General features: G+C 63.4%; 30 protein-coding genes and 1 tRNA gene. 7 read left to right on the top strand and 24 right to left on the bottom strand.

Annotated features, from left to right (window positions below):
- Positions 1–2: 2 nt before the first annotated feature.
- The 14 genes from nuoK to BLW56_RS12770 are packed head-to-tail and all read right to left on the bottom strand — an operon-like array spanning position 3 to position 10,176.
- Positions 3–308, bottom strand: coding sequence for an NADH-quinone oxidoreductase subunit NuoK (gene nuoK / locus BLW56_RS12830; protein WP_003051614.1), 306 nt, complete (start codon positions 306–308; stop codon positions 3–5).
- Entirely contained in the window at positions 305–916 is a 612-nt protein-coding gene (locus BLW56_RS12825; protein ID WP_093511088.1) for an NADH-quinone oxidoreductase subunit J, read from the bottom strand. Before BLW56_RS12825 ends, nuoK begins: the two co-directional genes overlap by 4 nt.
- Positions 917–928: 12 nt before the next feature.
- Positions 929–1,417, bottom strand: coding sequence for an NADH-quinone oxidoreductase subunit NuoI (gene nuoI / locus BLW56_RS12820; protein WP_093511087.1), 489 nt, complete (start codon positions 1,415–1,417; stop codon positions 929–931).
- Positions 1,414–2,457, bottom strand: a complete 1,044-nt coding sequence (gene nuoH / locus BLW56_RS12815) for an NADH-quinone oxidoreductase subunit NuoH (protein ID WP_093511086.1) — start codon at positions 2,455–2,457, stop codon at positions 1,414–1,416. Before nuoH ends, nuoI begins: the two co-directional genes overlap by 4 nt.
- A complete protein-coding gene (locus BLW56_RS20645; protein WP_177175964.1) occupies positions 2,454–2,591 on the bottom strand; it encodes a hypothetical protein in 138 nt (45 codons plus the stop codon). The genes nuoH and BLW56_RS20645 overlap by 4 nt, the downstream gene beginning before the upstream one ends.
- Positions 2,588–4,600, bottom strand: coding sequence for an NADH-quinone oxidoreductase subunit NuoG (gene nuoG, locus BLW56_RS12810; RefSeq protein WP_093511085.1), 2,013 nt, complete (start codon positions 4,598–4,600; stop codon positions 2,588–2,590). Before nuoG ends, BLW56_RS20645 begins: the two co-directional genes overlap by 4 nt.
- On the bottom strand, positions 4,600–4,800 hold the full coding sequence (locus tag BLW56_RS12805) for a hypothetical protein (protein WP_093511084.1): 201 nt from the start codon (positions 4,798–4,800) through the stop codon (positions 4,600–4,602). Before BLW56_RS12805 ends, nuoG begins: the two co-directional genes overlap by 1 nt.
- Entirely contained in the window at positions 4,797–6,086 is a 1,290-nt protein-coding gene (gene nuoF / locus BLW56_RS12800; RefSeq protein ID WP_093511083.1) for an NADH-quinone oxidoreductase subunit NuoF, read from the bottom strand. Before nuoF ends, BLW56_RS12805 begins: the two co-directional genes overlap by 4 nt.
- Before the next feature lie 3 nt (positions 6,087–6,089).
- On the bottom strand, positions 6,090–6,758 hold the full coding sequence (locus BLW56_RS12795) for a complex I 24 kDa subunit family protein (RefSeq protein WP_093511082.1): 669 nt from the start codon (positions 6,756–6,758) through the stop codon (positions 6,090–6,092).
- Positions 6,758–7,063: a nuclear transport factor 2 family protein gene (locus BLW56_RS12790; RefSeq protein ID WP_093511586.1), complete on the bottom strand. Its 306-nt coding sequence runs from the start codon at positions 7,061–7,063 to the stop codon at positions 6,758–6,760. Before BLW56_RS12790 ends, BLW56_RS12795 begins: the two co-directional genes overlap by 1 nt.
- A gap of 23 nt (positions 7,064–7,086) precedes the next feature.
- Positions 7,087–8,304 (bottom strand): NADH-quinone oxidoreductase subunit D, encoded by a 1,218-nt coding sequence (locus BLW56_RS12785; RefSeq protein WP_177175983.1) that lies wholly within the window; start codon positions 8,302–8,304, stop codon positions 7,087–7,089.
- Between the two features lie 35 nt (positions 8,305–8,339).
- On the bottom strand, positions 8,340–9,239 hold the full coding sequence (locus tag BLW56_RS12780; protein WP_093511080.1) for an NADH-quinone oxidoreductase subunit C: 900 nt from the start codon (positions 9,237–9,239) through the stop codon (positions 8,340–8,342).
- Positions 9,239–9,784 (bottom strand): NuoB/complex I 20 kDa subunit family protein, encoded by a 546-nt coding sequence (locus tag BLW56_RS12775; protein WP_371262247.1) that lies wholly within the window; start codon positions 9,782–9,784, stop codon positions 9,239–9,241. Before BLW56_RS12775 ends, BLW56_RS12780 begins: the two co-directional genes overlap by 1 nt.
- Before the next feature lie 17 nt (positions 9,785–9,801).
- Positions 9,802–10,176 carry an NADH-quinone oxidoreductase subunit A gene (locus tag BLW56_RS12770; RefSeq protein WP_037510808.1) on the bottom strand — a complete coding sequence of 125 codons (375 nt, stop codon included), beginning with the start codon at positions 10,174–10,176 and terminating at the stop codon, positions 9,802–9,804.
- A 224-nt stretch (positions 10,177–10,400) separates the two neighbouring features.
- On the opposite strand from BLW56_RS12770, the gene BLW56_RS12765 reads away from it, so the two are divergent.
- Positions 10,401–10,883 (top strand): YbjN domain-containing protein, encoded by a 483-nt coding sequence (locus tag BLW56_RS12765; RefSeq protein WP_093511079.1) that lies wholly within the window; start codon positions 10,401–10,403, stop codon positions 10,881–10,883.
- A gap of 22 nt (positions 10,884–10,905) precedes the next feature.
- Positions 10,906–11,355, top strand: coding sequence for a YbjN domain-containing protein (locus BLW56_RS12760; RefSeq protein WP_093511078.1), 450 nt, complete (start codon positions 10,906–10,908; stop codon positions 11,353–11,355).
- A gap of 1 nt (position 11,356) precedes the next feature.
- On the opposite strand, the gene BLW56_RS12755 is transcribed toward BLW56_RS12760, so the two are convergent.
- The 4 genes from BLW56_RS12755 to thiE all read right to left on the bottom strand — a co-directional run bounded on the left by BLW56_RS12755 (position 11,357) and on the right by thiE (position 15,793).
- The gene (locus tag BLW56_RS12755; protein WP_093511077.1) at positions 11,357–12,175 is read right to left on the bottom strand and encodes an inositol monophosphatase family protein; all 819 of its coding nucleotides are present in this window, start codon (positions 12,173–12,175) and stop codon (positions 11,357–11,359) included.
- Positions 12,176–12,216: 41 nt separating this feature from the next.
- A complete protein-coding gene (gene efp / locus BLW56_RS12750) occupies positions 12,217–12,780 on the bottom strand; it encodes an elongation factor P (RefSeq protein ID WP_058815473.1) in 564 nt (187 codons plus the stop codon).
- A 108-nt stretch (positions 12,781–12,888) separates the two neighbouring features.
- A complete protein-coding gene (locus tag BLW56_RS12745; RefSeq protein WP_093511584.1) occupies positions 12,889–14,847 on the bottom strand; it encodes an OPT family oligopeptide transporter in 1,959 nt (652 codons plus the stop codon).
- Between the two features lie 307 nt (positions 14,848–15,154).
- The gene (gene thiE / locus BLW56_RS12740; protein ID WP_093511076.1) at positions 15,155–15,793 is read right to left on the bottom strand and encodes a thiamine phosphate synthase; all 639 of its coding nucleotides are present in this window, start codon (positions 15,791–15,793) and stop codon (positions 15,155–15,157) included.
- Between the two features lie 35 nt (positions 15,794–15,828).
- Here thiE and BLW56_RS12735 point away from each other — a divergent pair, with 35 nt between their 5' ends.
- Positions 15,829–16,227 (top strand): hypothetical protein, encoded by a 399-nt coding sequence (locus tag BLW56_RS12735; protein ID WP_256203451.1) that lies wholly within the window; start codon positions 15,829–15,831, stop codon positions 16,225–16,227.
- Here BLW56_RS12735 and BLW56_RS12730 read toward each other — a convergent pair.
- The 5 genes from BLW56_RS12730 to tkt form a co-directional block, all read right to left on the bottom strand.
- Positions 16,224–16,880: an O-methyltransferase gene (locus BLW56_RS12730; RefSeq protein WP_093511075.1), complete on the bottom strand. Its 657-nt coding sequence runs from the start codon at positions 16,878–16,880 to the stop codon at positions 16,224–16,226. The genes BLW56_RS12735 and BLW56_RS12730 overlap by 4 nt on opposite strands.
- Before the next feature lie 4 nt (positions 16,881–16,884).
- Positions 16,885–17,754 carry a fructose bisphosphate aldolase gene (locus BLW56_RS12725; RefSeq protein ID WP_177175982.1) on the bottom strand — a complete coding sequence of 290 codons (870 nt, stop codon included), beginning with the start codon at positions 17,752–17,754 and terminating at the stop codon, positions 16,885–16,887.
- 100 nt (positions 17,755–17,854) lie between these two features.
- Positions 17,855–19,051 (bottom strand): phosphoglycerate kinase, encoded by a 1,197-nt coding sequence (gene pgk, locus BLW56_RS12720; RefSeq protein WP_093511073.1) that lies wholly within the window; start codon positions 19,049–19,051, stop codon positions 17,855–17,857.
- A gap of 16 nt (positions 19,052–19,067) precedes the next feature.
- Positions 19,068–20,075, bottom strand: coding sequence for a type I glyceraldehyde-3-phosphate dehydrogenase (gene gap / locus BLW56_RS12715; RefSeq protein WP_093511072.1), 1,008 nt, complete (start codon positions 20,073–20,075; stop codon positions 19,068–19,070).
- Between the two features lie 36 nt (positions 20,076–20,111).
- Entirely contained in the window at positions 20,112–22,079 is a 1,968-nt protein-coding gene (tkt, locus tag BLW56_RS12710) for a transketolase (protein WP_093511071.1), read from the bottom strand.
- Positions 22,080–22,246: 167 nt separating this feature from the next.
- Here tkt and BLW56_RS12705 point away from each other — a divergent pair, with 167 nt between their 5' ends.
- The 4 genes from BLW56_RS12705 (at position 22,247) to BLW56_RS12690 (ending at position 23,931) form a co-directional block, all read left to right on the top strand.
- Positions 22,247–22,453 (top strand): hypothetical protein, encoded by a 207-nt coding sequence (locus BLW56_RS12705; RefSeq protein WP_093511070.1) that lies wholly within the window; start codon positions 22,247–22,249, stop codon positions 22,451–22,453.
- Positions 22,446–22,892: a cell division protein ZapA gene (locus BLW56_RS12700; protein WP_093511069.1), complete on the top strand. Its 447-nt coding sequence runs from the start codon at positions 22,446–22,448 to the stop codon at positions 22,890–22,892. Before BLW56_RS12705 ends, BLW56_RS12700 begins: the two co-directional genes overlap by 8 nt.
- A gap of 176 nt (positions 22,893–23,068) precedes the next feature.
- Complete coding sequence (locus BLW56_RS12695) at positions 23,069–23,704, top strand: 5-formyltetrahydrofolate cyclo-ligase (RefSeq protein WP_256203450.1); 636 nt, start codon at positions 23,069–23,071, stop codon at positions 23,702–23,704.
- Positions 23,701–23,931 carry a DUF2842 domain-containing protein gene (locus BLW56_RS12690; protein ID WP_093511068.1) on the top strand — a complete coding sequence of 77 codons (231 nt, stop codon included), beginning with the start codon at positions 23,701–23,703 and terminating at the stop codon, positions 23,929–23,931. The genes BLW56_RS12695 and BLW56_RS12690 overlap by 4 nt, the downstream gene beginning before the upstream one ends.
- Before the next feature lie 79 nt (positions 23,932–24,010).
- On the opposite strand, the gene BLW56_RS12685 is transcribed toward BLW56_RS12690, so the two are convergent.
- A tRNA-Asp gene (locus tag BLW56_RS12685) sits at positions 24,011–24,087 on the bottom strand.
- Positions 24,088–24,119: the final 32 nt, after the last annotated feature.

Genomic DNA, 24,119 nt, shown 5'->3' with positions numbered 1-24,119 from the left:
GTTTACCCCTTCATCCGGTTGGCATCGTCGACGGCAATGGTGCCGCGGCCGCGGAAGTAAATAACGAGAATGGCAAGACCGATGGCGGCTTCACCCGCCGCAACGGTCAGCACGAACATCGAGAACACCTGCCCGACGAGATCGCCCAGCGCCGCGCTGAACGCGACGAGGTTGATGTTCACCGCGAGCAGGATCAGCTCGATCGCCATCAGGATGACGATGATATTCTTGCGGTTGATGAAGATGCCGAGCACGCCGAGCGTGAACAGCACCGCCGAAACGGCGAGATAATGGCCGACCGAAATCACAATTCCATCCCCTGCCCGACGCCCGGATCGACGAGACGCGTCGCGTCCTCGGGACGGCGCCGGTTCTGTGCCGAAATATTCTGCGTGCGGACCCCGCCGCGCTGGCGATGCGTCAGCACGATCGCGCCGATCATCGCGACGAGGAGGACGATGCCCGCCGCCTCGAACAGGAAGATATAGCGCGTGTAGAGCAACTCGCCGATCTGCTGGATATTGCTCTTGTCGCTGACGACCGGAGCGGCGCGTGCGGCGAGGTCGACCCCGCCCGCGCTCCATGCGCCGACCGCGAACACGAGTTCAGCGGCCAGGATGATCGCGACGAGCGCGCCGAGCGGCAGGTACCGCACGAAACCCGCGCGCAGTTCGGCGAAATCGATGTCGAGCATCATCACGACGAACAGGAACAGCACCGCGACGGCGCCGACATAGACGATGACAAGCAGCATCGCGATGAACTCGGCGCCCGCGAGCAGCATCAGGCCAGCCGCGTTGAAGAAGGCGAGGATCAGCCACATGACGCTGTGGACGGGATTGCGCGCGAAAATCACCATGGCCGCGGAGGCGATGACGATGGTCGCGAACAGGTAAAAGGCAAAGAGCTGGATCATGTGCGCGCGCCCTTATCGATAGGGCGCGTCAGCGGCAAGATTTGCCGCGATCGCGCGTTCCCATTTGTCGCCATTGGCGAGCAGCTTGGCCTTGTCATAGAGCAGTTCCTCGCGCGTTTCGGTCGCGAATTCGAAGTTCGGCCCCTCGACCACGGCATCGACCGGGCAGGCTTCCTGACAAAAGCCGCAATAGATGCACTTGGTCATGTCGATGTCATAGCGCGTCGTGCGACGCGAGCCGTCGTCGCGCGGCTCGGCCTCGATCGTGATCGCCTGCGCCGGACACACCGCTTCGCACAGCTTACACGCGATACAGCGTTCCTCGCCGTTCGGATAACGGCGCAGCGCATGCTCGCCGCGGAAACGCGGGCTCAGCGGGTTCTTCTCGAACGGATAGTTGATCGTCGCCTTCGGCTTGAAGAAATATTTCAGCGTAAGGGCGTGCGCCTTCACAAACTCCCACAGCGTGAAGCTTTTGATGAGGTGGGCAATGGTACTCATGAATACCTCGTCAGCATCAGATAGCCGGAGATCAGGAAGATCCAGAGAAGCGAAATCGGCAGGAAGACCTTCCAGCCCAGCCGCATCAGCTGGTCATAGCGGTAGCGCGGGACCGTCGCCTTGACCCAGCTGAAGATGAAGAAGAACAGCAAGATCTTCGCGAACAGCCAGATGATACCCGGAACCGCATAGAGGATCGGGATATCGAAGGGCGGCAGCCAGCCGCCCCAGAAGAGCACCGCGTTGAGCGTGCACATCAACAGGACGTTGGCATATTCGCCAAGCCAGAAGAGCGCGAAGCTCATCGACGAATATTCGGTCTGGTAACCCGCGACGAGTTCCGATTCCGCTTCGGTCAAATCGAACGGCGCGCGCGCGGTTTCGGCGAGCGACGAGATCAGGAACATCACCGCGAGCGGGAAGAGCAGCAGGTTGAAGCCGAAGGCGTTGACGAAGCCAAGCCCGTGACCCTGCTGCGCCTTGACGATCTCGTTCATGTTGAAGCTGTCGGCGAAGAGCACGACGCCGATCAGGATGAAACCGATCGAGACTTCATAGCTGATCATCTGCGCCGATGCGCGCATCGCCGAGAAGAAGGGATATTTCGAGTTCGACGCCCAGCCCGACAGGATCACGCCATAGACGCCGAGCGACGAGATCGCGAGAATGTAGAGCAGTCCGACGTTGATGTCGGCGAGCACCGCGCCCGAATTGAACGGGATCACCGCCCACGCGAGCAACGCGACCGTGAAGGTGATGATCGGCGCGATCAGGAACAGCCCGCGGTTCGCCGAGGTCGGGATGATCGTTTCCTGCAGGAAGACTTTCAAACCGTCGGCGAACGACTGCAGCAGGCCAAAGGGACCGACGACGTTCGGACCGCGGCGCAGCGCGATCGCCGCCCAGATCTTGCGGTCGGCATAAATGATCATCGCGACCGCGAGCATCAGCGGCAGCGCGATGAGCAGGATGCCGCAAATCGTCGCGACGCCCCATGCCCAATTCGGGTCCATGCCCCACGAGATGAAGGTCTCGGTCATTTCTTGGCCCCGTCCTGGTTTTTCCAACCATTATGCGGCCCGGGCTTTTCCGACTTGCGCGGATTGAACCCGCGCCACACCGAATAGCCCATCCCGACCAGCAACACGCTGGCAATCGCATGCACCGGGGTCATTCCGCGGCCTCCGCAAAGTCTGCGCCATGGATCAGCTCTTCCGAGCAGCGCTGCATCGTCGGCGACGCGCGGCAGATGGCGTTGGTGAGGTAGAAATCCTTGATCGGCGACGGGATTGCGCGTGCTTCGGGCTTCGCGGGCAGCTTCGGCACCGTCCAGCCATAGTCGGCGAGACCTTCGACGCCCAGCGCCGGCACCGCGGCGATCATCGCCGCGCGGCACTGCGCAAAGCTGTCGAAGCCGAGCGAAACGCCGAGCGTATCGGCAAGGGCGCGAAAAATGCTCCAGTCCTCGCGCGCGTCACCTGGTGCGAACACCGCCTTTTCGCTGCGCTGGACGCGGCCCTCGGTGTTGACCGTCGTGAAGTCCTTTTCGGTCCATGCGGCGGCCGGCAGGATGACGTCCGCGGCATGCGCGCCCTTGTCGCCATGGTGGCCGACATAGACTTTGAATGTGTCGGGCAGCGCCGCGAAATCGACCTCGTCGGCGCCGAGGAAGAAAGCGAGCTTCGGCTTCGCCGCGATCACATCCTTGATCCCGCCGGGCAGGCCGTAACCGAGCATCAGCGAACCCATGCGCGCGGCCGAGAAATGGACGACATTATAGCCGTTCCAGCCGTCCTTGACCGCGTTCACCGACTTGGCGAGCGCGAGGCCTGCGCCGTGGACGCCGGGCACCGACAAGGCGCCGCCGCCGAAGACCAGCATCGGCCGCTCGGCGCCCTTGAGCGCGTCGAGCACATGCGCGGGCAGCTTCGAAACGAGCGAGGCGTCGTCGCCGAGCCATTCGGTCTTGTAGGTGAGGTCGGTTTCGGGGCCGATGGCGAAAACCTTCGCGCCCTTCTTCCACACCGCCTTGCGGATGCGCGTGTTGATCAGCGGCGCTTCCCAGCGAAGGTTCGTGCCGACGAGCAGAATCACGTCGGCGTTCTCGGCCTGGGCAATGCCTGTGTTGAAATTGACCGCCGACAGGCTGGTGACGTCATAGTCGAGCCCGGTCTGACGCCCTTCGAGCAGGCTGCCGCCGAGCGCGGTCACCAGCGACTTCGCCGCGAACATCGTCTCGCAGTCGGCAAGATCCCCCGCGATCGCGGCAACCGACGAACCGGCGTTCACCGCCTTGATCGCGGCAAAGGCTTCGGCCCAGCTTGCGGGCTGCAGCGCGCCGTTCACGCGGACATAGGGCTGGTCGAGGCGGCGACGGGTCAAGCCGTCGACATGGTGGCGCGTCTTGTCGTTCGCCCATTCCTCGTTCACGTCATCGTTGACGCGCGGCAGCACGCGCAGGACCTGACGGCCGCGCGCGTCGATGCGCACATTGGTGCCGACCGCGTCCATCATGTCGATGCCGAGCGTCTTGGTGAGCTCCCACGGACGCGCTTCGAACGCATAGGGCTTGCTGGTCAGCGCGCCGACCGGGCACAGGTCGACGATATTGCCCGACAGCTCGCTGCCGACCGCGCGTTCGAGATACGACGTGATCTGCATATTTTCGCCGCGATAGATCGCGCCGACATCTTCCACGCCCGCGACTTCTTCCGCAAAGCGGACGCAGCGCGTGCACTGGATGCAGCGGGTCATCACCGTCTTGACGATGGGGCCCATATATTTCTCGGTGACGGCGCGCTTGTTTTCGTCATAGCGCGTCGCGCCGCGGCCATAAGCGACCGACTGGTCCTGCAGGTCGCATTCGCCGCCCTGATCGCAGATCGGGCAGTCGAGCGGGTGGTTGATGAGCAGGAACTCCATCACGCCTTCGCGCGCCTTCTTCACCATCGGGCTGTCGGTCTTGATCACCTGCCCTTCGGCGGTCGGCAGTGCGCACGACGCCTGCGGCTTCGGCGGGCCGGGCGACACTTCGACGAGGCACATGCGGCAATTGCCGGCGATCGACAGGCGTTCGTGGTAGCAGAAGCGCGGAATTTCCTTCCCCGCCATCTCGCACGCCTGCAAAACGGTCGCGCCCTGCGGGACGTCGAGTTCTACGCCATCTACGGTTACTTTAGGCATCAGTCTGCTCCGCCCGTCATCGGGTCGCCGCCGGCACCCTGGTCATCGAACCAGCGGCCGGACTTTGATTCGTCAGTTTTGCGCCAGCCATTCTTCGCAGAAGGCTGCGGCGACCGCTTGCCCCACAGGGCCCGCACGCCGAGCGCCAGCATCGCCACGAAGGCGATCAGTATAAGGCTTTTGATTTCGGCCTCGCTCACTCCGCAGCCTCCAGCGCGCCGCCATTTTCGCGGATGCGGCGTTCGATTTCGGGTCGGAAATGTTTGATCAGGCCCTGGATCGGCCACGCGGCGGCATCGCCCAATGCGCAGATGGTGTGGCCTTCGACCTGCTTGGTGACGTCGAACAGCGTATCGATCTCGCTGATGTCGGCGTCGCCGGTGCGCAGCCGCTCCATCACGCGCCACATCCAGCCGGTGCCTTCGCGGCACGGGGTGCATTGGCCGCAGCTTTCATGCTTGTAGAAATAGCTGATCCGGCTGATCGCCTGGACGACGTCGGTCGACTTGTCCATTACGATCGCGGCGGCGGTGCCGAGCCCCGATCCGACGGCCTTCAGCCCGTCGAAGTCCATCGGCGCGTCCATGATCTCGGCCGCGGGAACAAGCGGAACCGACGACCCGCCGGGGATCACCGCGAGCAGATTGTCCCAGCCGCCGCGAATGCCGCCGCAATGCTTGTCGATCAGTTCGCGGAAGGTGATGCCCATCTCTTCCTCGACGACGCACGGGCGATCGACATGGCCCGATATCTGGAAGAGCTTGGTGCCCTTGTTATTCTCGCGCCCGAAGGAGGCGAACCACGGCGCGCCGCGACGCAGGATCGTCGGGACCACCGCGATGCTCTCGACATTGTTCACCGTCGTCGGGCAGCCATAGAGACCCGCGCCCGCCGGGAAAGGCGGCTTGAGGCGCGGCTGTCCCTTCTTGCCCTCGAGGCTTTCGATCATCGCGGTTTCTTCGCCGCAGATGTAAGCGCCGGCGCCGCGGTGGACGAAGACGTCGAAATCATAGCCCGACTTCGCCGCATTCTTGCCGAGCAGGCCGGCATCATACGCCTCTTGCACGGCTGCGAAGAGCGTCTCGGCCTCGCGGATGAACTCGCCGCGGATGTAGATGTACGCGGCGCGCGCGCGCATCGCGAAACCCGCGATCAGTGCGCCTTCGATCAGCTTGTGCGGATCGTGGCGGATGATCTCGCGGTCCTTGCACGACCCCGGCTCGGATTCGTCGGCGTTGATAACGAGGAAGCTCGGGCGATCGGCGCGCGGCTCCTTCGGCATGAAGCTCCACTTGAGCCCGGTCGGGAAGCCCGCACCGCCACGGCCGCGCAGGCCCGATGCCTTCACCGTTTCGATGATCGCGTCCTGCCCTGCAGCCATCAGCGCCTTGGTATTGTCCCAATCGCCCCGCGCCTGCGCGGATTTGAGGTTCCACGGCTGGAAGCCGTAGAGATTGGTGAAAATGCGATCCTTATCGGCCAGCATGGCTTACCATTCCTTCCGATAGTCGTGGTTGGCCTTGACCATGTCCTTCAGCGTCGTCGGACCGCCGTCGGGCTCGCTCGTGTGGCGGTTCGCAAGCTGCGTCCCTGCCTTCGGCTGTTCGCCCGCAGCGAGGGCATCAAGGATGCGGACGGTGCTGTCATAGTCGAGGTCTTCGTAATTATCGTCGTTGATCTGAACCATCGGCGCGTTGGTGCAGGTGCCCATGCACTCGACTTCGGTCAGCGTGAACAGGCCGTCGGGCGTCGTCTTGCCCTTCACCATGCCGCGGTTCTTGCACGCGGCCATCACATCGTCAGACCCGCGCAGCAGGCACGGCGTCGTGCCGCACACCTGCACATGATAGCGACCGACCGGAACGAGATTGTACATCGTATAGAAGGTCGCGACCTCATAGGCGCGGATGAACGGCATATCGAGCTGCGCGGCGACATATTCGATCACCGGCACCGGAAGCCAGCCCTGCGTCTGCGTCTCGGCGCCGACCTGGCGCTGCGCGAGGTCGAGCAGCGGCATTACCGCCGAGCGCTGGCGCCCCGCAGGATAGCGCGCGATGACCGCCTTGGCCTTCTCAGCATTTTCAGCCGTCCACGCAAAAGCGCCCCAGCGCGCGCGGGTTTCGGCTTCATCGGGGATTTGGGGTGCGTCGGCCATTAGCGGACAAACTCCACACGCGACACCTTGTCGCCTTCAAAACTATAGATGGTCATAACCTCGAACGGCTCGGCCTCCGGCGAACGGGCGACCTTCTCGTGCAGGACGGCAAAATCACCGAGCGTATAGCCCGAGAGGATTTCGGCCCGGTTCTGCGGAAATTCGGCGAACATCGCCTTCAAGCCCGATCGAACGCCTTCCTTGCCGTCGCGCACGACTGCACCGCGATAGCCGGCTTCCGCCGCATCGTCGGTCATCAGCGCGACATAGGCGTCGGCGTCCTGCGCATTGTAATGCGCGATCATCTTTTCGGCGATTTCCAGCTTCGTCACCGGTCGCACTCCCCGAACACGACGTCGATCGCGCCGATGATCGCGGTGGTGTCGGCGAGCATGTGGCCCTTCGACATCATGTCCATCGCCTGAAGGTGTGAAAACGCCGTCGGGCGGATCTTGCAGCGGTACGGCTTGTTGGTGCCGTCGCTGACCAGATAGACGCCGAATTCGCCCTTGGGGCTCTCGGTCGCCACATAGACCTCGCCCGCGGGGACGTGGAAACCCTCGGTGTAGAGTTTGAAGTGGTGGATCAGCGATTCCATCGACTGCTTCATCTCGCCGCGCTTGGGCGGCACGACCTTGCGGTCGAGGCTGGCGATCGGGCCGGTGGGCATGTCGCGCAGGCACTGCAGGATGATGCGCGCCGACTGATAGACTTCCTGCACGCGAACCATGAAGCGGTCGTAGCAGTCGCCGCGCGTGCCGACGGGAATGTCGAATTCCATCTTGGCATAGGCGTCATAGGGCTGCGACTTGCGCAGATCCCATGCGATGCCGCTGCCGCGGATCATCGGGCCCGAGAAGCCCCACGCCAGCGCATCTTCCTTGCTCACCGTCGCGATGTCGACGTTGCGCTGCTTGAAGATGCGGTTGTCGATGACGAGGCTCATCGCGTCGCCGAACAGCTTCGGCAGGCGCTTTTCACACCATTCGCCGATGTCGTAGAGTAAGCGTTCGGGCACATCCTGATGAACACCGCCCGGACGGAAATATGCCGAGTGCATCCGCGCGCCCGACGCACGTTCGAAGAAGTTCAGGCAATCCTCACGCAGCTCGAACACCCAGAGGTTCGGGGTCATCGCGCCGACGTCCATGACGTGCGACCCGATGTTGAGCATATGATTGCAGATGCGCGTCAGTTCCGCGAACAGCATGCGCAAATATTGCGCGCGTTCGGGCACTTCGAGGTCGAGCAGCTTCTCGATCGCCAGCACGTAAGAGTGCTCCATGCCGAGCGGCGAACAATAGTCGAGCCGGTCGAAATAGGGCAAAGCCTGCAGATAGGTCTTATATTCGATCAGCTTTTCGGTGCCGCGGTGCAGCAGCCCGACGTGCGGGTCGACACGCTCGATGATTTCGCCGTCGAGCTCCATCACCATGCGCAGCACGCCGTGCGCCGCGGGGTGCTGCGGACCGAAGTTGATCGTGTAATTGGTAACGGCCTGATCGCCCGCGGTATCGGCGGTATCGACCGGATAGCCTTCGAACATGTCGCTGCCGTGATGCTTCACATAAGGGGAGTCGGTCATGCGTCACCTCCCGTCTTGGGCTTGCGCGGCGCGCGCGGCTTGGCGGGCGCCTTTTCGGCCTTGGCCGTCGCGGGCGTTTTCGCAGCCTTGGTGGCCGGCTTGGCACTGGCGCCATCGCGGCTCGTCTTCGCGGCCTTGAGGTTGGCCTTTGCCCCTGCTCCGGTCTGCTCGGGTTTTTCGGTGGTCTTCGGCGTCGGCGGCGGCGGAGCTTTCGCTTCGTCGGCCTTCTTGACCTCGGCCGCGGTCAGCGGCGTCGGCGCGCCCTTGCCGGGGGCCTCGCCCGTCCCGCCGGCCTTTTCATCGCCGGGCAGCACATAGTCTGCGCCTTCCCATGGGGACAGGAAGTCGAAATTGCGGAAATCCTGCGCGAGCTTCACCGGCTCGTACACGACGCGCTTGTCCTCTTCGCTGTACCGAAGCTCGGTATAGCCGGTCAGCGGGAAGTCCTTGCGCTGCGGATGCCCCTGAAAACCATAGTCGGTCAGGATGCGGCGAAGGTCGGTATTTCCCGAAAACAGCACGCCATACATGTCGAACACTTCGCGTTCGAGCCAGCCGGCGTTCGGCCAGACAGGAACGATCGTCGGCACCGGCGTGGCCTCATCGGTCGACACGCGAACGCGCAGGCGGTGATTCCGCGTGACGCTGAGCAGGTGATAGACGACTTCGAAGCGTTCGGCGCGGTCAGGATAATCGACGCCCGCGATCTCCATCATCTGCTGATATTCGAGATTGTCGCGCAGCGCGACCATCACGCCGGCGATCGCATCGCGCGACACGGTGATGCTGTCTTCGTCGACGGTGAAGACATGCGCCAGCAGGTCGGCGCCGAGCAGCGCCTTAAGTTCGGCCGCCAGCGTTTCGCGCGGCGCGATGAGGGGAGCAGGATGAGCCATCAGCGTTCGATCGTCCCGACGCGGCGGATCTTCCGCTGCAACTGCATCACGCCATAGAGCAAAGCTTCCGCTGTCGGCGGGCAACCGGGGACATAGATGTCGACGGGCACGATGCGGTCGCAGCCGCGCACCACCGAATAGCTGTAATGATAATAGCCGCCGCCATTGGCGCAGCTGCCCATCGAGATGACGTACTTCGGGTTCGACATCTGATCGTAAACCCGGCGCAGTGCGGGCGCCATCTTGTTGCACAGCGTGCCCGCGACGATCATCACGTCGGACTGGCGTGGGCTGGCGCGCGGCGCCGCGCCGAAACGCTCCATGTCATAGCGCGGCATGTTGACGTGGATCATCTCGACCGCGCAGCAAGCGAGGCCGAAGGTCATCCACCACAGCGAGCCGGTGCGCGCCCAGTTGAACAGATCCTCGGTCGAGGTGACGAGAAAGCCCTTGTCGCCGACTTCGCTGTTGAGGTCGTCGAAGAAACCCTGATCCGGGTTCGTGCCCGGAGCGACAGGACTTGCGACCGGCATCTGGCCGGGCATGATGATGCTGGAAGTGCTCATTCCCAATCCAACGCGCCTTTTTTCCACGCGTACACAAGGCCGAGCGTGAGTTCGGCGAGGAAGATCATCATCGTGGCCCAGCCGGCCCAGCCGATTTCCTCAAGGCTTACCGCCCAGGGGAAGAGGAAGGCCGCTTCGAGGTCGAAGATGATGAAAAGGATGGCGACGAGGTAGAAACGCACGTCGAACTGGCTGCGCGCGTCTTCAAAAGCGGGGAAACCGCATTCATATTCGGTCAGCTTCGCCGGATCGGGCTTGTGCGCCCCTGTCAGCCGCGCGACGCCCATCGGAAGGAACACGAAGGCGGAAGACAGGCCGACGGCGACGACCAGAAAGATCAGAATCGGCAAATATTGCGTCAGATCGACCATGGGAGCTCGCAGTTCTGTTGTTTTGGGGTGTCTTTGCACCCGTTTATCGGGGGCGCTTTAGGCCACGAAGCCGCATGTCGCAAGCGCTGCGGGCAGGATTTTCGTCTCCTGTGTGACCAAAAGCATATTGCACGCTGGCGAGCGGACCTATCGCTGTGATACGCAACCGGAAAAGGGTCGCACTGCCGCGCTTTTCCAGCGCAACTTGGGTAAAGGGAGCATCCATGGGACCAATCACCGTTCGCGCCGTCACGACTTTGGGCGCCGCCGCGCTTTTTGCGGCAACTCCGGCGCACGCCGAACTGGTCAACGCGACGAATCCGGCGACGATCAAGGCCATCCTCGAATCACAGGGCTGGCCCGCGACGCTGGTCAGCAAGGCCGGCGACGATCCGTATCTCGAAAGCAATCGCAACGGGCTCAAATTCCTCGTCCTCTTCATGAATTGCGACGAGGGCAAGAAGTGCAAGACCTTGCAATATTATATGGGGTTCAGCGACGCCAAGGACGTCTCGCTCGACAGGCTCAACAAGTGGAACAAGGACAAGCGCTTTGCCCGCGCGTACAAGGATGACGAGGGCGATCCGGTGCTCGAAATGGACGTCGATCTCGATTTCGGCGGAATCCCGCGCGAAAATGTCGGCGAGACCTTCAACACCTGGGCGTCGCTGATGGACAGCTTTCGCGAGTATGTTTTCGAAAAATAGGGCCGAAGCCCTCCCCTGAACGGTGCGCGCGCGGTGCGGCCGATGCCGTTTCCGCCACGCCTGCCACAGCCCAGACCATATCGGCCGATCCTGCATCCGTCACCGCAGCGCTCAAAGGCCGCGGCATGCCGGTCAGCAGGAAAAGGACGGCGACGGCAATCCGGTCCTGCAGACCCAGTTCGACGAAGGCGCCAAATTCACCATCTATTTTTATGGCTGCACCGACGGCGCGAAATGCAACTCGTTACAGTTCCACTCGCTCTACACGGGCAGCAAGGCGACCGTCACAACGCTCAACCAGTTCAACCTCGACCGCCGTTTCTCTCGCGCCGTGATCGAAAGCGGCGGAGAGGCCGGCCTGCGGATGGATTTCAACCTTGCCGCCGGCGGAATGTCGAAAGCGCTCTTCCTCTACAATATCGAGCTATGGGACGAGTTGATGACCGTCTTCGCCGAGTTCATCTACGAATAGGTCAGGCGTTGCGGAGCGCCCCCGCAACCAGTTTCTGAAGCTTCGAGTGCACCGCGGCACTGCCCGCGATAAACTCGCTACGTTCGATCGCACGATCGCCGCCGCGGAAATCGCTGACGAAGCCGCCCGCCTCGCGCACGAGCAACATGCCCGCCGCGACGTCCCAGACTTGCAGGTCGCTTTCCCAGAAACCGTCATAGCGGCCCGCCGCGACCCATGCGAGGTCGAGGCTGGCGGCGCCGAAGCGGCGGATACCGGCGACTTCGGGGGCGACCGCACCGAAAATGCGGCTCCACTGCGCCATATTGCCATGGCCCATGTACGGAATGCCGGTCGAGATCAGGCACTCGTTGAGGTGACGGCGCGATGCGACGCGAAGGCGGCGGTCGTGCAGCCAGGCGCCACGGCCGCGTTCGGCCCAATAGCTTTCATCGGTAATCGGCTGATAGACGAGCGCTGCGGTGACGTCGCCCCAGCCGCCGCCAGGCTTCGGCTCCTGCACCGCGATCGAGATCGCGAAATGCGGAATCGCGTGCAGGAAATTGGAAGTTCCGTCGAGCGGGTCGATGATAAAGCGCGGCTTGCCATATTCGCCTTCGATCTCGCCAGCTTCTTCCATCTTGAAGCCCCAGCCCGGACGGTCGCGGCCAAGTTCGTCATAGAGCGTGCGCTCGGCAGCCTGATCGGCCTTCGACACGAAATCCGCCGGCCCCTTTTGCGAGACCTGCAGATGCTCGATTTCGCCGAAGTCACGGCGCAGTTTCGTGCCAGCCTTGCGCGCGGCGCGTTCCATGACGGTAATGATGCCAGATACGGCCATATCAAATCTCCACCCGCCCGAATTGCGGGCGGTGATTTCAGTTAGTCGGCGCGGCGAACATATTCGCGGTCGTACACATGCACGACGATCTTGGTTCCGCTGGTGATGTGCGGCGGCACCATCACGCGAACGCCATTGTCGAGAATGGCAGGCTTGTACGACGACGACGCCGTCTGCCCCTTCACCACCGCGTCGGCCTCGACGATCGTCGCTTCGATCGTTTCGGGCAGTTCGACCGAGATCGGGCGTTCTTCCCAAAGCTCGAGTACGACGTCCATTCCGTCCTGCAGGAATTCATGCGCTTCGCCGACGACATCCTTGCTGATGTTGATCTGTTCGAACGTGTCCTTGTCCATGAACACCAGGTCGTCGCCCTCGGCATAGAGGAACTGGAAATCCTTGGTGTCGAGGCGAACCTTTTCGACCGTGTCGGCGCTGCGGAAGCGGTTGTTGAGCTTGCGCCCGTCGATCAGGTTCTTGGCCTCGACCTGCATATAGGCGCCGCCCTTGCCCGGCTGGGTGTGCTGGATTTTGGTGACCTTCCAGATGCCACCTTCATATTCGATAATATTGCCGGGACGGATTTCAACGCCGGTGATTTTCATCGCGCACACTCACAGTTCAAGGATGGAAAGAGCAAAGCGGCGCCCACCCGGGCACAGCAGTCAGGTGCGCGCCTTTAGCCGCGCCAGCGCCGAAGGGCAAGCCGCGTGTCAGGGCGTGGCGACGACCATCGTGCGCGTGCGCTTGTAACTGAGCCACACGAGGCCGACGAACAGGATCAACCCGACCCACGGCGCATAGGGCGCATAGCCGTCGCCGACGACCGCAAGCGGCGCGTCGCTGCCGCTGCCCGCGACAATGCCGGCGTAGAGCACGCCAAACAGGCTTTCGCCGACGATCATGCCCGTCGCGGTGAGCACGCCCATGCGATGCGCGAAGCTCGCATTGGGGCGCTTGGCCGCCCAGCGGTCATAGAACCAACCGCCGACGGCGCCGATCACCACCGGCAGGATCACCGCCATCGGCAGATAGATGCCGATGCCGATCGCGAGCGGCGGCAGCCGGAGTTTGCCCGCGCGGCCGAGCAGCGCGTCGATAATGATGAAACCGACCCCAGCGAGCGCGCCGTAACCGAGCATCGCCCAGTTGAGGTCGCCGCCGAGGACACCCTGCGCCAGCGACGAGATCAGCCCCGCCTGCGGCGCCGCGAGGGCGTTCGGCCCCGCCCCCGGCGCACCGACGAAGCCGAGTGTTTCATTGAGGACGTTCAGCACGGGCGGAACGATCAAAGAGCCGAAAATGACGCCGATGATCAAGGCGACCTGCTGCTTCCACGGCGTCGCACCGACAAGCTGGCCGGTCTTCAAGTCCTGAAGATTGTCATTCGAGATCGTGGCGATACCGAACACCAGGCCGGTGACGATCAGCGCATAGGCAACCATCGCCGCGACTTCTTCCTCGCCGCCGCCCCGGCCAAGCAGGCCGAGGAGCAACAGCGACGAAGCGATGATCGCGAGAATGCCGATGCCCGACACCGGCGAGTTCGACGCACCGATCAGGCCAGCCATATAGCCGGTGACCGATGCGATCATCAGGCCGACGACGACGATGAACAGGATCGCCCCCGCAATCAGGACCATCGACGCACCCGCAAGCGGACCGCCTGAAAGCTCGGACCAGAGCAGGATGCCGATCGGCAGCATGAGCGCCAGCGATCCGCCGAAAACCCATTTGATCGACATATCCTGTTCTTCGATCGCGAGCGCCGCCCCGCCTTCGCGTGCACGGCTCGCGGCCATCGCCGAGCGGATGCCTCCCACCACCGGCCTGGCGATCTTGATCAGCGTCCAAAGCGCCGCAACGGCAATCACACCCGCGCCAAAGAAGCGCACGTCGGCGCGGAACACCGTGTTGGCAAGCGTCTCGGCGTCGCCCGCGCCGCCCTGCGTCAGGATCGGCAACAGCACCCACCAGCCGGTAACAAGCCCGACAAGCTGCGCCATTCCGACCGACAGGCCGACAAGATGCCCGACCCCGAACAGCGCAAAGGCGAGGCCCCCGGCAATGCCCGTCGCGCCGCTGCCGACCGCGAACCAGCGCGCGACCTCTGCTCCCGCCAGCTTCATCTGGGTGAGCAATGTGAAGCCCGCCGCGACGATGCTGTTCCACATCAACGCCGACAATCCGGCGCGATTTTCCTCGGCACCCTCGGCGCTCGCGGCGCCGACCTGCAGCACTTCGGCGGCAGCGCGGCCTTCGGGATAGGGCAGATCCGAATCGACGACGAGCGCGCGGCGAAGCGGCACCGAAAAGAGCACACCCAATATGCCGCCAAGCATCGTGATCGCGGTGGTCTCCAGCAGCGGAAAGCCTTGCCAATAACCGACCATGACGAGCCCCGGCAGCACAAAGATGATCGCGGCCAACGTGCCCGCGGCGCTCGCGATCGTCTGGACGATATTATTCTCGAGGATCGTCGATCCCGCCATATAGCGCAGCAGCGCCATCGAAATCACCGCGGCGGGGATCGAGGTCGCAAAGGTCAGCCCGACCTTCAGCCCGAGATAGACGTTCGCGGCCGTGAACGCCAACGTCAGCAAGCCACCGAGCAGGATCGCGCGGATGGTGAGTTCGCGTCCGCGCGAAGTCGGCGTGGTCGTTTCGGTCATCAACATTCTCCCCATCCGCTGTCTTGCGGGGGCGCCATGTGCGGCGCAAGCAATAATCCATGAACCCGATTTCGTTGGACGGAAACGCCAAAAGCGACGGCCCGATCGCCTTTTGACGCATCGATCCAATATGCGGCGCTGCATCGATGCGACACGGGGCCATGATGAATATCGATCTGACCCCGCCGCCCCCTCGCGGCACCGCAGCAACACCGCGCGGGGCGCCTTGCGCCGGCCTTTTTGGCTGGCGCAAGGATGCGGCGGCGCCGCGCAGTCCTAAAGATGCCCCGAAAACGCCCGGGCGCGATTACCCCGCGGGTTGATCGTCCAGAAGGGCGCCGAACGCGCGAACGGCCGCTGCCGGTCCTTCGGGGTGCGACCAGACGCCACCCGACACCGCGAGAAAATCCGCCCCCGCATCGATCAGCGCCGAAGCATTGCCGACGGTGATCCCGCCGATCGCGACACATGGCAGCTCGAACATGCCCTGCCACCATTCGAGGATTTCGGGATCTGCATGATGTTCGACCGTCTTGGTGGTCGTCGGGAAGAAGGCGCCGAATGCGATATAATCGGCGCCCGCCTCGCCCGCTTCCATCGCCAGATGGCGGCTCGCATGACAGGTCACGCCAATCTGCGCTTCCGGTCCCAATAGCTTGCGCGCCTCCTTGGGATCGCCGTCGCCCTGCCCCAGATGCACGCCGTCGGCGCCCAAGCGTTTCGCGAGCGCGACATCGTCGTTGACGATGAACGCGACATCGTGGTCAGCGCAGATCGCCTGCAGCGGTTCGGCGAGCCGCGCCGCTTCATGCTGGTCGATATTCTTGACGCGAAACTGGAACGCAGCAACGGGGCCGGCGGCCAATGCTTCAGCAAGTTGGCCCGGAAAATCGCCGCCGACATCGAGCGGTGAAATGAGGTAAAGTTGGCAGGTCGGTGCTTTCATGGCGCGTTCATAGCGGCGCCGTCACAGACGGGCAAATGCAGAACATATACCGCCTCGCGATCGTCGCCCTCCCCGCTGCCCTCGCCCTTTCCGCCTGCGCCACGACGCGCGGCGCGCCGCTGCCCGATGGCAGCGACGTCGCACTCGGCCAGAAAGCCTATGTCGACGGCCCGCTCGTCCAGCCGGTCGAGGTGATCGAGGATAGCCGCTGTCCGATGAACGCGCGCTGCGTCTGGGCGGGCCGCGTGCGGGTAAAGATGGTCTGGATTCGCGGCAATGGCGAGAAACAGCCGTTCGAAGCGACGCTGGGCGAGCCGGTTCAGCTTGCCGACGGGCAGTTCACGCTCGAATCGGTGCGGCCCGAAAAGATGACCAATGTGACGATCAAGCCGTCGGACTATCGCTTCTCGTTCCGCTTCGCAGGCGGGCTTTAAAGCACGCGCGCCAGTACGAAGCCGTCCCAGCCCTTGGCGCCGACCGTCTGGATGGCGGTCGCGTCCAGGCGGGGATTGGCGCTCAGCATATCGAACAGCGCGCGCGTGCCGACGATGCGTTCGTCGTCGCTGTCCGCATCCAGCACCCCGCCCTCGCGCACGACATTGTCGACGATGATCGTCGTGCCCGGGCGACCGAGACGGATGGCTTCTTCGACGTAGCGGACGTTGCTCTGTTTATCGGCGTCGATGAAAACGAAATCGAACGGTGCCTCATCGGTCATCGCCCTCAGGCTGTCGACCGCAGGACCAACGCGGATATCGACCTTGCCAGCCAATCCCGCGGTTTCCAGATTCGCTTGCGCAATGCGCGCATGATGCGCTTCGAGTTCAAGCGTCACCAGCGATCCGCCTTCAGGCAGTGCCCGCGCAAGCCATATCGTCGAGTAGCCGCCGAGCGTGCCGACCTCGAGGATTCGCTGCGCGCCCGCCATCTGAGCGAGCAGGAAGAGCACCTTGCCCTGCGCCGCGGACACATCGATCGGCGGCAAGCCCTCTTGGGCATTGTAAGCGAGGGTGGTGGCAAGCGCGTCATCGTCGCCAAGCAATTTGCCGGCGATATAGTCGTCGACGGCTTGCCACCGCTCTCCCATCACTTCAGGCCACGGAGGCCGCGTGAATTTCCTTGATCGCGCCGCCGAGCGACGCGTTGAACTCGTCATCGCTCATCTGATGGCGCAGGTCTTCGAGCAAAGCGCGGCTGAAGCTCGCAATGATGCCCGGATTTTTTGCAAGCTCGACGCAGGCTTCGGGCCGCGCGAAGCCGCCCGACAGCGCGACGACGCGCAGCACCTTGGGATGATCGACCAGCGGCTGGAACAGGCCGGCTTCGGTCGGGAGCGACAGCTTGAGCATGACGGGAGCACCGGTCCACGCGTCGAGCGCCGCGAGCGTTTCCTTGAGCAGCAGCCGGTCCGCGGCGTCGCGCTCGGCGCTCTTGATGTTCACTTCGGGTTCGATGATCGGGACGAGGCCGTGCGCCGCGATGCGCGCGGCTTCGGCGAACTGCTGCTCGACGATCGCCTTGATCCCGACCGGATTGGCGAGGTTGACGACGCTGCGCATCTTGGTGCCGAACACGCCCTTAGACACCGCACGTTCGCACAACTCGTCGAGGCCGGGGTTGGCCTTCATCAACTGGACGCCATCGGCTTCGTCTTCGAGCCCCTTGTCGACTTTCAGGAACGGTACCACGCTGCGCTCCCAAAGGAGCGCCGGAACCGGCTTACCGCCCGCTTCGCCATCCATCGTGCGCTCGAACAGGATCGCGCCGATCACTTTCTCGCCGTTGAAGCACGGCGCGGTCACGATGCGGCTGCGCATGTCGTGGATCAGGCCGAACATTTCCTCATCGTTCGAAAAGGCGTCGGCTTCGATCCCGTAACCCTTCAATGCCTTGGGCGTCGAACCACCGCTCTGGTCGAGCGCGGCGATGAAGCCCTGTCCCGATTTGATCTGGTCGAGCATGGCGGCATTGGCGCTGGTCATAGGATCTCCGGTTGTTTGCATACGTATGTGGCGGTCCGCATAGCGACCCCGTTGCCGGGATGCAATGCGGCGGGAAAGCCTAGGCCGTCAGCGCGTCGACGCCCGGCAACGGCTTGCCTTCCATCCACTCGAGAAACGCACCGCCCGCGGTTGAAACGAAGGTGAAATCGCTCGCTGCACCGGCGTGATTGAGCGCCGCGACGGTATCGCCCCCACCCGCGACCGAAATGAGCGTCCCGCTGCGCGTCAGCGCCGCAGCCGTCTTGGCGAGCGCGACCGTCGCCGTGTCGAACGGCGGCGTCTCGAACGCGCCCAGCGGCCCGTTCCATACGAGCGTGCGGCAATTCTTGAGCACATCGGCCAGCGCTTCGACGGCGGCGGGACCGACGTCGAGGATCATTTCGTCGGCGGCGACTTCGTGCACGTTGACGGTGCGCGTCGGCGGGTTGGGAGCGAACTGCTTTGCCACGACGACGTCATAAGGCAGATGGATCGTGCAGCCCGCGGCATCGGCGGCGTCGAAGATCGCATTGGCGGTATCGACGAGGTCATGTTCACACAGCGACTTGCCGACATCGACCCCGCGCGCAGCGAGGAAGGTGTTCGCCATGCCTCCACCGATGATCAGATGATCGACCTTGCCGACGAGGTTGCGCAGCACGTCGATCTTGCTCGACACCTTCGCGCCGCCAACCACCGCTGCGACCGGATGCGCGGGATTGCCGAGCGCGGCATCCAGCGCCTTGAGTTCGGCCTCCATCGCGCGCCCGGCATAGGCCGGCAGGCGGCGCGCGATGCCTTCGGTCGAACCGTGCGCGCGGTGCGCGGCTGAAAAGGCGTCGTTGACATAAAGGTCGCCGATTTCAGCCAAAGCGTCGGCAAACGCCGGATCGTTCGCTTCTTCGCCGGGATAAAAGCGCGTGTTCTCCAGCACCGCGACATCGCCTGCGGCGAGCACCGCGATGCCGGCCTTGGCGCCGTCGCCGACGGCTTCGGGAATGAACATGACCGAATGGCCCAGCACATCCTCGACGCCGCCCATGACGAGGCTGAGCGACTGGGTCGGGTTCTTCGCGCCCTTCGGCCGCCCGAAATGGGCAAGCAGCAGGACGATCGCACCCTTTTCCGACAGTTCGCGGATCGTCGGCATCGCCGCCTGAATCCGCGTTGCGTCGCTGACCGCGCCATCGATCATCGGGACGTTGAGGTCGACGCGCACGAGCACGCGCTTGCCGGTGACGTCACCGATATCGTCGAGGGTTTTGAACGCAGTCATCGACGCTTCCTTTGGATCAGAGGAACTTGGCGATCACGCCCGCAGTGTCGATCATGCGGTTCGAGAAGCCCCATTCATTGTCGTACCAGCTGAGCACGCGCACCAGCTTGCCGTCGATGACGGCGGTTTCGAGGCTGTCGATCGTCGAGCTCGCCGCATTATGGTTGAAGTCGATCGAAACCAGCGGCTCTTCGGTAAAGCCGAGCACGCCCTTCAGCGGACCTTCGGCGGCAGCCTTGAGCACCGCGTTGACCTCTTCCTTCGTGGTTTCGCGAAGCGGCGTGAAGGTGAGGTCGACGACCGAGACGTTCGGCGTCGGGACGCGGATCGACGAGCCGTCGAGCTTGCCCTTGAGTTCGGGCAGGACCAAGCCGACGGCAACCGCCGCACCGGTCGAGGTCGGGATCATCGACATCGCGGCGGCGCGGGCGCGGCGCGGATCGTCATGGATCTGGTCGAGGATCTTCTGGTCGTTGGTATAGGCGTGGATCGTCGTCATCAGGCCGCGCTCGATCCCGATTGCCTCATGCAGCACCTTGGCAAAGGGCGCGAGGCAGTTAGTCGTGCACGACGCGTTCGAGATGATCAGGTGATCGGCGGTGATCTTGTCGTCGTTGACGCCATAGACGACGGTCAGGTCGACTTCCTTGGCGGGGGCCGAAATCAGGACGCGCTTCGCACCGGCGTCGAGATGCTTCTGGCCGCCGGCCTTGTTGGTGAAGAAGCCGGTGCATTCCATCACGATGTCGATGCCGTTGGCGGCATGCGGCAGCGCGGCCGGATCGCGCTCGGCGGTCACCTGGATACGCTTGCCGTTGATGATCAGGTCGCTGCCATCGACTTCGACGGTGCCGTTGAATGCGCCATGCACCGAATCATGGCGGAGCAGGCGGGCATTCGCCTTGGCATCGCCCAGGTCGTTGATCGACACCAGTTCGAGATCATGGTCGGTACGCTCGAGAATTGCGCGCGCCACGTTGCGGCCGATGCGTCCGAAACCGTTGATTGCGACTTTCACTGCCATGTCGAGGAGTCCTTTCTGCGTAGGGTAACCCGGTCCTTAATTGCCGAGCTTTGCCAGAATTTGGGGTGCGATAGCATCGGCCGTAAGGCCGAAATGCTTGAATAGGTCTTCAATCGGCGCCGATGCGCCAAAGCTGTCGATACCGAAGCGCAGGCCGTGGCGGCCGGTGTAGCGTTCCCAACCGAAGGTCGTGCCCGCCTCGATCGACACGATCAGCGCATCGTCGGGCAGGATGTCGGCCTGATAGGCGGCGGTCTGTTCGTCGAACAATTCGGTCGAGACCATCGAAACGACGTCGGCGCCGTGGCCTGCGGCCTCAAGCTTATCCGCGACTTCGATCGCCAACGAGACTTCGGAGCCGGTCGCGACGAGCACGACCTTGCGCGCCGAAGCCGCATCGCGAAGGCGATAACCGCCTTTCAGGCAAAGATTTTCACTGACGTCATGGCGCAGCGGCGGGAGGTTCTGGCGGGTCAGCGCGAGCAGCGATGGCCGGTCTTCCTGCGCCAGTGCGAGCGCCCAGCATTCGGCGGTCTCGACCGCGTCGGCGGGACGCAGCACGAGCAGGTTCGGCATCGCGCGCAGCGACTGGAGATGCTCGATTGGCTGGTGCGTCGGACCGTCTTCGCCGAGCCCGATGCTGTCGTGCGTCATCACATAGACGACGCGCTGCTTCTGAAGCGCCGACAGGCGGATCGCGGCGCGGCAATAGTCGGCGAACACCAGGAACGTGCCGCCATAGGGCATAATGCCCCCGTGCAGCGCCATGCCGTTCATCGCGGCGGCCATGCCGAACTCGCGGATGCCATAATAGATATAGCGTCCAGAATAATCATTCTTGGTCAACGGCTTGGTCGACGAAGTTTTGGTATTGTTCGAACCGGTCAAGTCGGCGCTTCCGCCGATCAGCGCCGGAATATCGGCGGTCAGGGCGCCGAGCGTGTTCTCCGACGCCTTGCGCGTCGCGACCTTGGGTGGCTCGGCGACAAGGCCATCGAGATAGGCCTTGAACGCATCGCCCGGAACGATCTTGCCACTCAAACGATCAGAAAATTCACTTTTCTTTTCGTTACTTGCAAGGCGTTCACTCCATTCGGCGTGAAGCGCCTTGCCCTTTTCGCCAAAGGCCGCCCAAGCCGACGCGATATCGGCGGGGATGACGAACGGCTCGGCGGTCCAGCCAAGTTCCTTGCGCGCTGCTGCAATCTCGTCGGCGCCGAGCGGGGCGCCATGCGTTGCCGAGGTGCCCTGCTTGTTCGGCGCGCCGAAACCGATGATCGTGCGGCACGCGATCAGCGACGGGCGCGGATCGGCGAGCGCGGCATCGATAGCACGGCGAATATCGGCGGGATCGTGCCCGTCGCAGCTTTCGACATGCCAGCCGGTCGCCGCATAGCGCGCCGCGATATCCTCGCTCGTCGACAGGTCGGTCGCGCCGTCGATCGTGATCTTGTTGTCGTCCCACAGCACGGTCAGGCGACCAAGCCCCAAATGCCCAGCCAAACCAATGGCTTCGTGGTTGATGCCCTCCATCAGGCACCCGTCACCGGCTATGACATATGTGCGATGATCGACAAGATCGTCGCCATAGAGCGCATTGAGATGCCGCTCGGCGATCGCCATGCCCACCGCAGTCGCGAGCCCCTGCCCCAGCGGCCCGGTCGTCGTCTCGACGCCTTCGAGTTCGAAATTCTCGGGATGCCCCGCGCACGGGCTGTGCAACTGGCGGAAATTGCGAATGTCGCCCAGCGTCGGCCGCGCATAGCCCGCGAGGTTGAGCGTCGCATAGGCGAGCATCGACCCATGGCCTGCCGACAGTACGAATCGATCGCGATCGGCCCATTTCGGATCGGTCGGGTCGAACTTCAGATAATCCGAATAAAGGACGGTGGCGACGTCGGCCATGCCCATGGGCATCCCAGGGTGGCCGCTATTCGCGGCCTGTACGGCGTCCATCGCAAGCGCACGGATCGCGTTGGCGAGTTGACGTTCGGGCAGTGTCATGAGTCCCCCGGAAAAGGATGTGAAGGTGACCGGATTCGGTGGGACAGCCCTTTGCGGTCACAGGGTCAGGAGTCAACCGCCCGTGGCACGAATGCAGCACAATTTACGGCGCATTTCGGTGCGGAGAGGCAATTGCACCGCTCCCCCCGCACTGCTAACCCTTGGTCATGGAACTCGATCTCGACGAATCCAGTCTGGCCATCGGCCGCATTGAACGCGCCCTGAGCCGTATTGAAAAAGCCCTGACAGACCGGGCAAACCGCGCGGCGCCTGCCGTAGCGGCACCCTCATCCGAACAGTCAGCGCTGAAGGCAGAGGTTGCCGCCGTGATTGGCGAACTCGACCTGCTGATTGCGGAGGCCGACCGTGGCTGACGTCAAGCTTACCATTGCCGGGCGCCCTTATGACGTTCATTGCGCCGACGGTCAGGAAACCCAGCTGATCCAACTCGCATCCGTCGTCGACGAAAAAGTCCGCACGATGCCGGGCGGGACCGAGGTCCGCCAATTGCTTTTTGCAGCACTCATGCTTGCGGACGAAGCACAGGAAGCGAGAGGCAAGATCGAAAAAGCCGAACCGCAATCCGATTCGCTGCGCGCGGCAGTTGCGCTCGCCGAAAGCCGCGAGGCAGCGGCGCGCGACGAGTTGCAAGCGGCGGTTGCGCGGGAGAAGGCTGCACTCAAGGAACTCGAAACGGCGCGGCAGACACCTCTCAGTTCTTCGGCTCCGTCAAATCCATCGAACGATCGCGCGTTACTCCAAATCGCCGACCGGATCGAAGCGCTCGCAACGAAAGTCGAGCAGCTCCCTTGAGGAAGTCGGGCGCTGCCCCTACATAGGCGGCGGCGGGCGCTGCCCTGCACGAGCCGTTGCGAATATCCCTGAGGCGATACATCATCCAAGGGGGCTGTCCCTGCCCGGACCCTGGTCCGACGTACATGGTCCCCACCTGACGTTACTGGCGTCAGAGGATTTTCCGGCAAACGACTATGGTGGTCCCGCCAACCAGCCACCAAATTCCCGAGGAGGCGATGACCGACCTGTCCGCCGACCTCATCGAGAAGAAGAGAAAACTGCGCGAGCGGCTCCGCTTTCGGAGGCGGCATTTCGCTGCGCATCTTGATGGCATGGCGCAGCTTGCGGCCTTTCGAGCGCTCCCGGCGCCACTTTCCGGGCTTCTCGCCAACCATGCAATGATCGGTGCCTATGTCGCATGGGGTGACGAACCCGACATTCTGCCAATGGTCGGGAGTCTCGCGGAAGCGGGCGCGCTTGGCCTTCCCCATCACGATGGCCGCATCGCTGAAATGAACTTTCGACGCTGGCGGCCAGACGAAACGCTGGTCAAAGGCCCTTGGGGCACCCGCCAGCCCGCCGACGATGCGCCAACGGCAACGCCGGACCTCATTTTCTGTCCGCTGGTCGGCTTCGATCGGCAGGGAGGCCGGATCGGTCAGGGCGGCGGTCATTATGACCGCTATTTCGCCGCCCATCCCGGGGCGCTGCGCATCGGTATCGGCTGGTCGGTACAGGAAATCGACGCTACGCCGCGTGAATCGACCGATGTCGCGCTCGACGCGATATTGACCGAACAGGAATTCATCCTTTGCGGAGATCGTTTGTGAATCAGGGTCCGGCCAATCCCCAGCCAAGCTGGCGCAAGCCTGCGGGCATGTTCCTCATCCTCGCACTGATCGGCGGCTGGACCGCGATTGTCGTCAGCCTCTCGCCATGGGTCGGCACCTGGCCGGTGCTGGTGCAGGCGATCTTCTATCTGGTGGCGGGGATCATATGGATCGCGCCGCTGAAGCCATTGCTGCGCTGGATGGAGTTAGGGACTTGGCGCCGCTAGAGAGCGGCGCCAATCCAATATTTCCGGTGATGGAAACTCCCAAGCTGCGGTGGCCATCCTATCCTAAAAAAGGAAGGAATGGCGCGAGTGACGGGGCTCGAACCCGCGACCTCCGGCGTGACAGGCCGGCACTCTAACCAACTGAGCTACACCCGCGTGTGCTTGGGAGCCGCGCCAATATGGCCCCC

It is taken from the genome of Sphingopyxis sp. YR583 (genome assembly GCF_900108295.1).
Taxonomy (GTDB): domain Bacteria; phylum Pseudomonadota; class Alphaproteobacteria; order Sphingomonadales; family Sphingomonadaceae; genus Sphingopyxis.
This window is presented reverse-complemented; position numbering and strand designations above follow the sequence as displayed.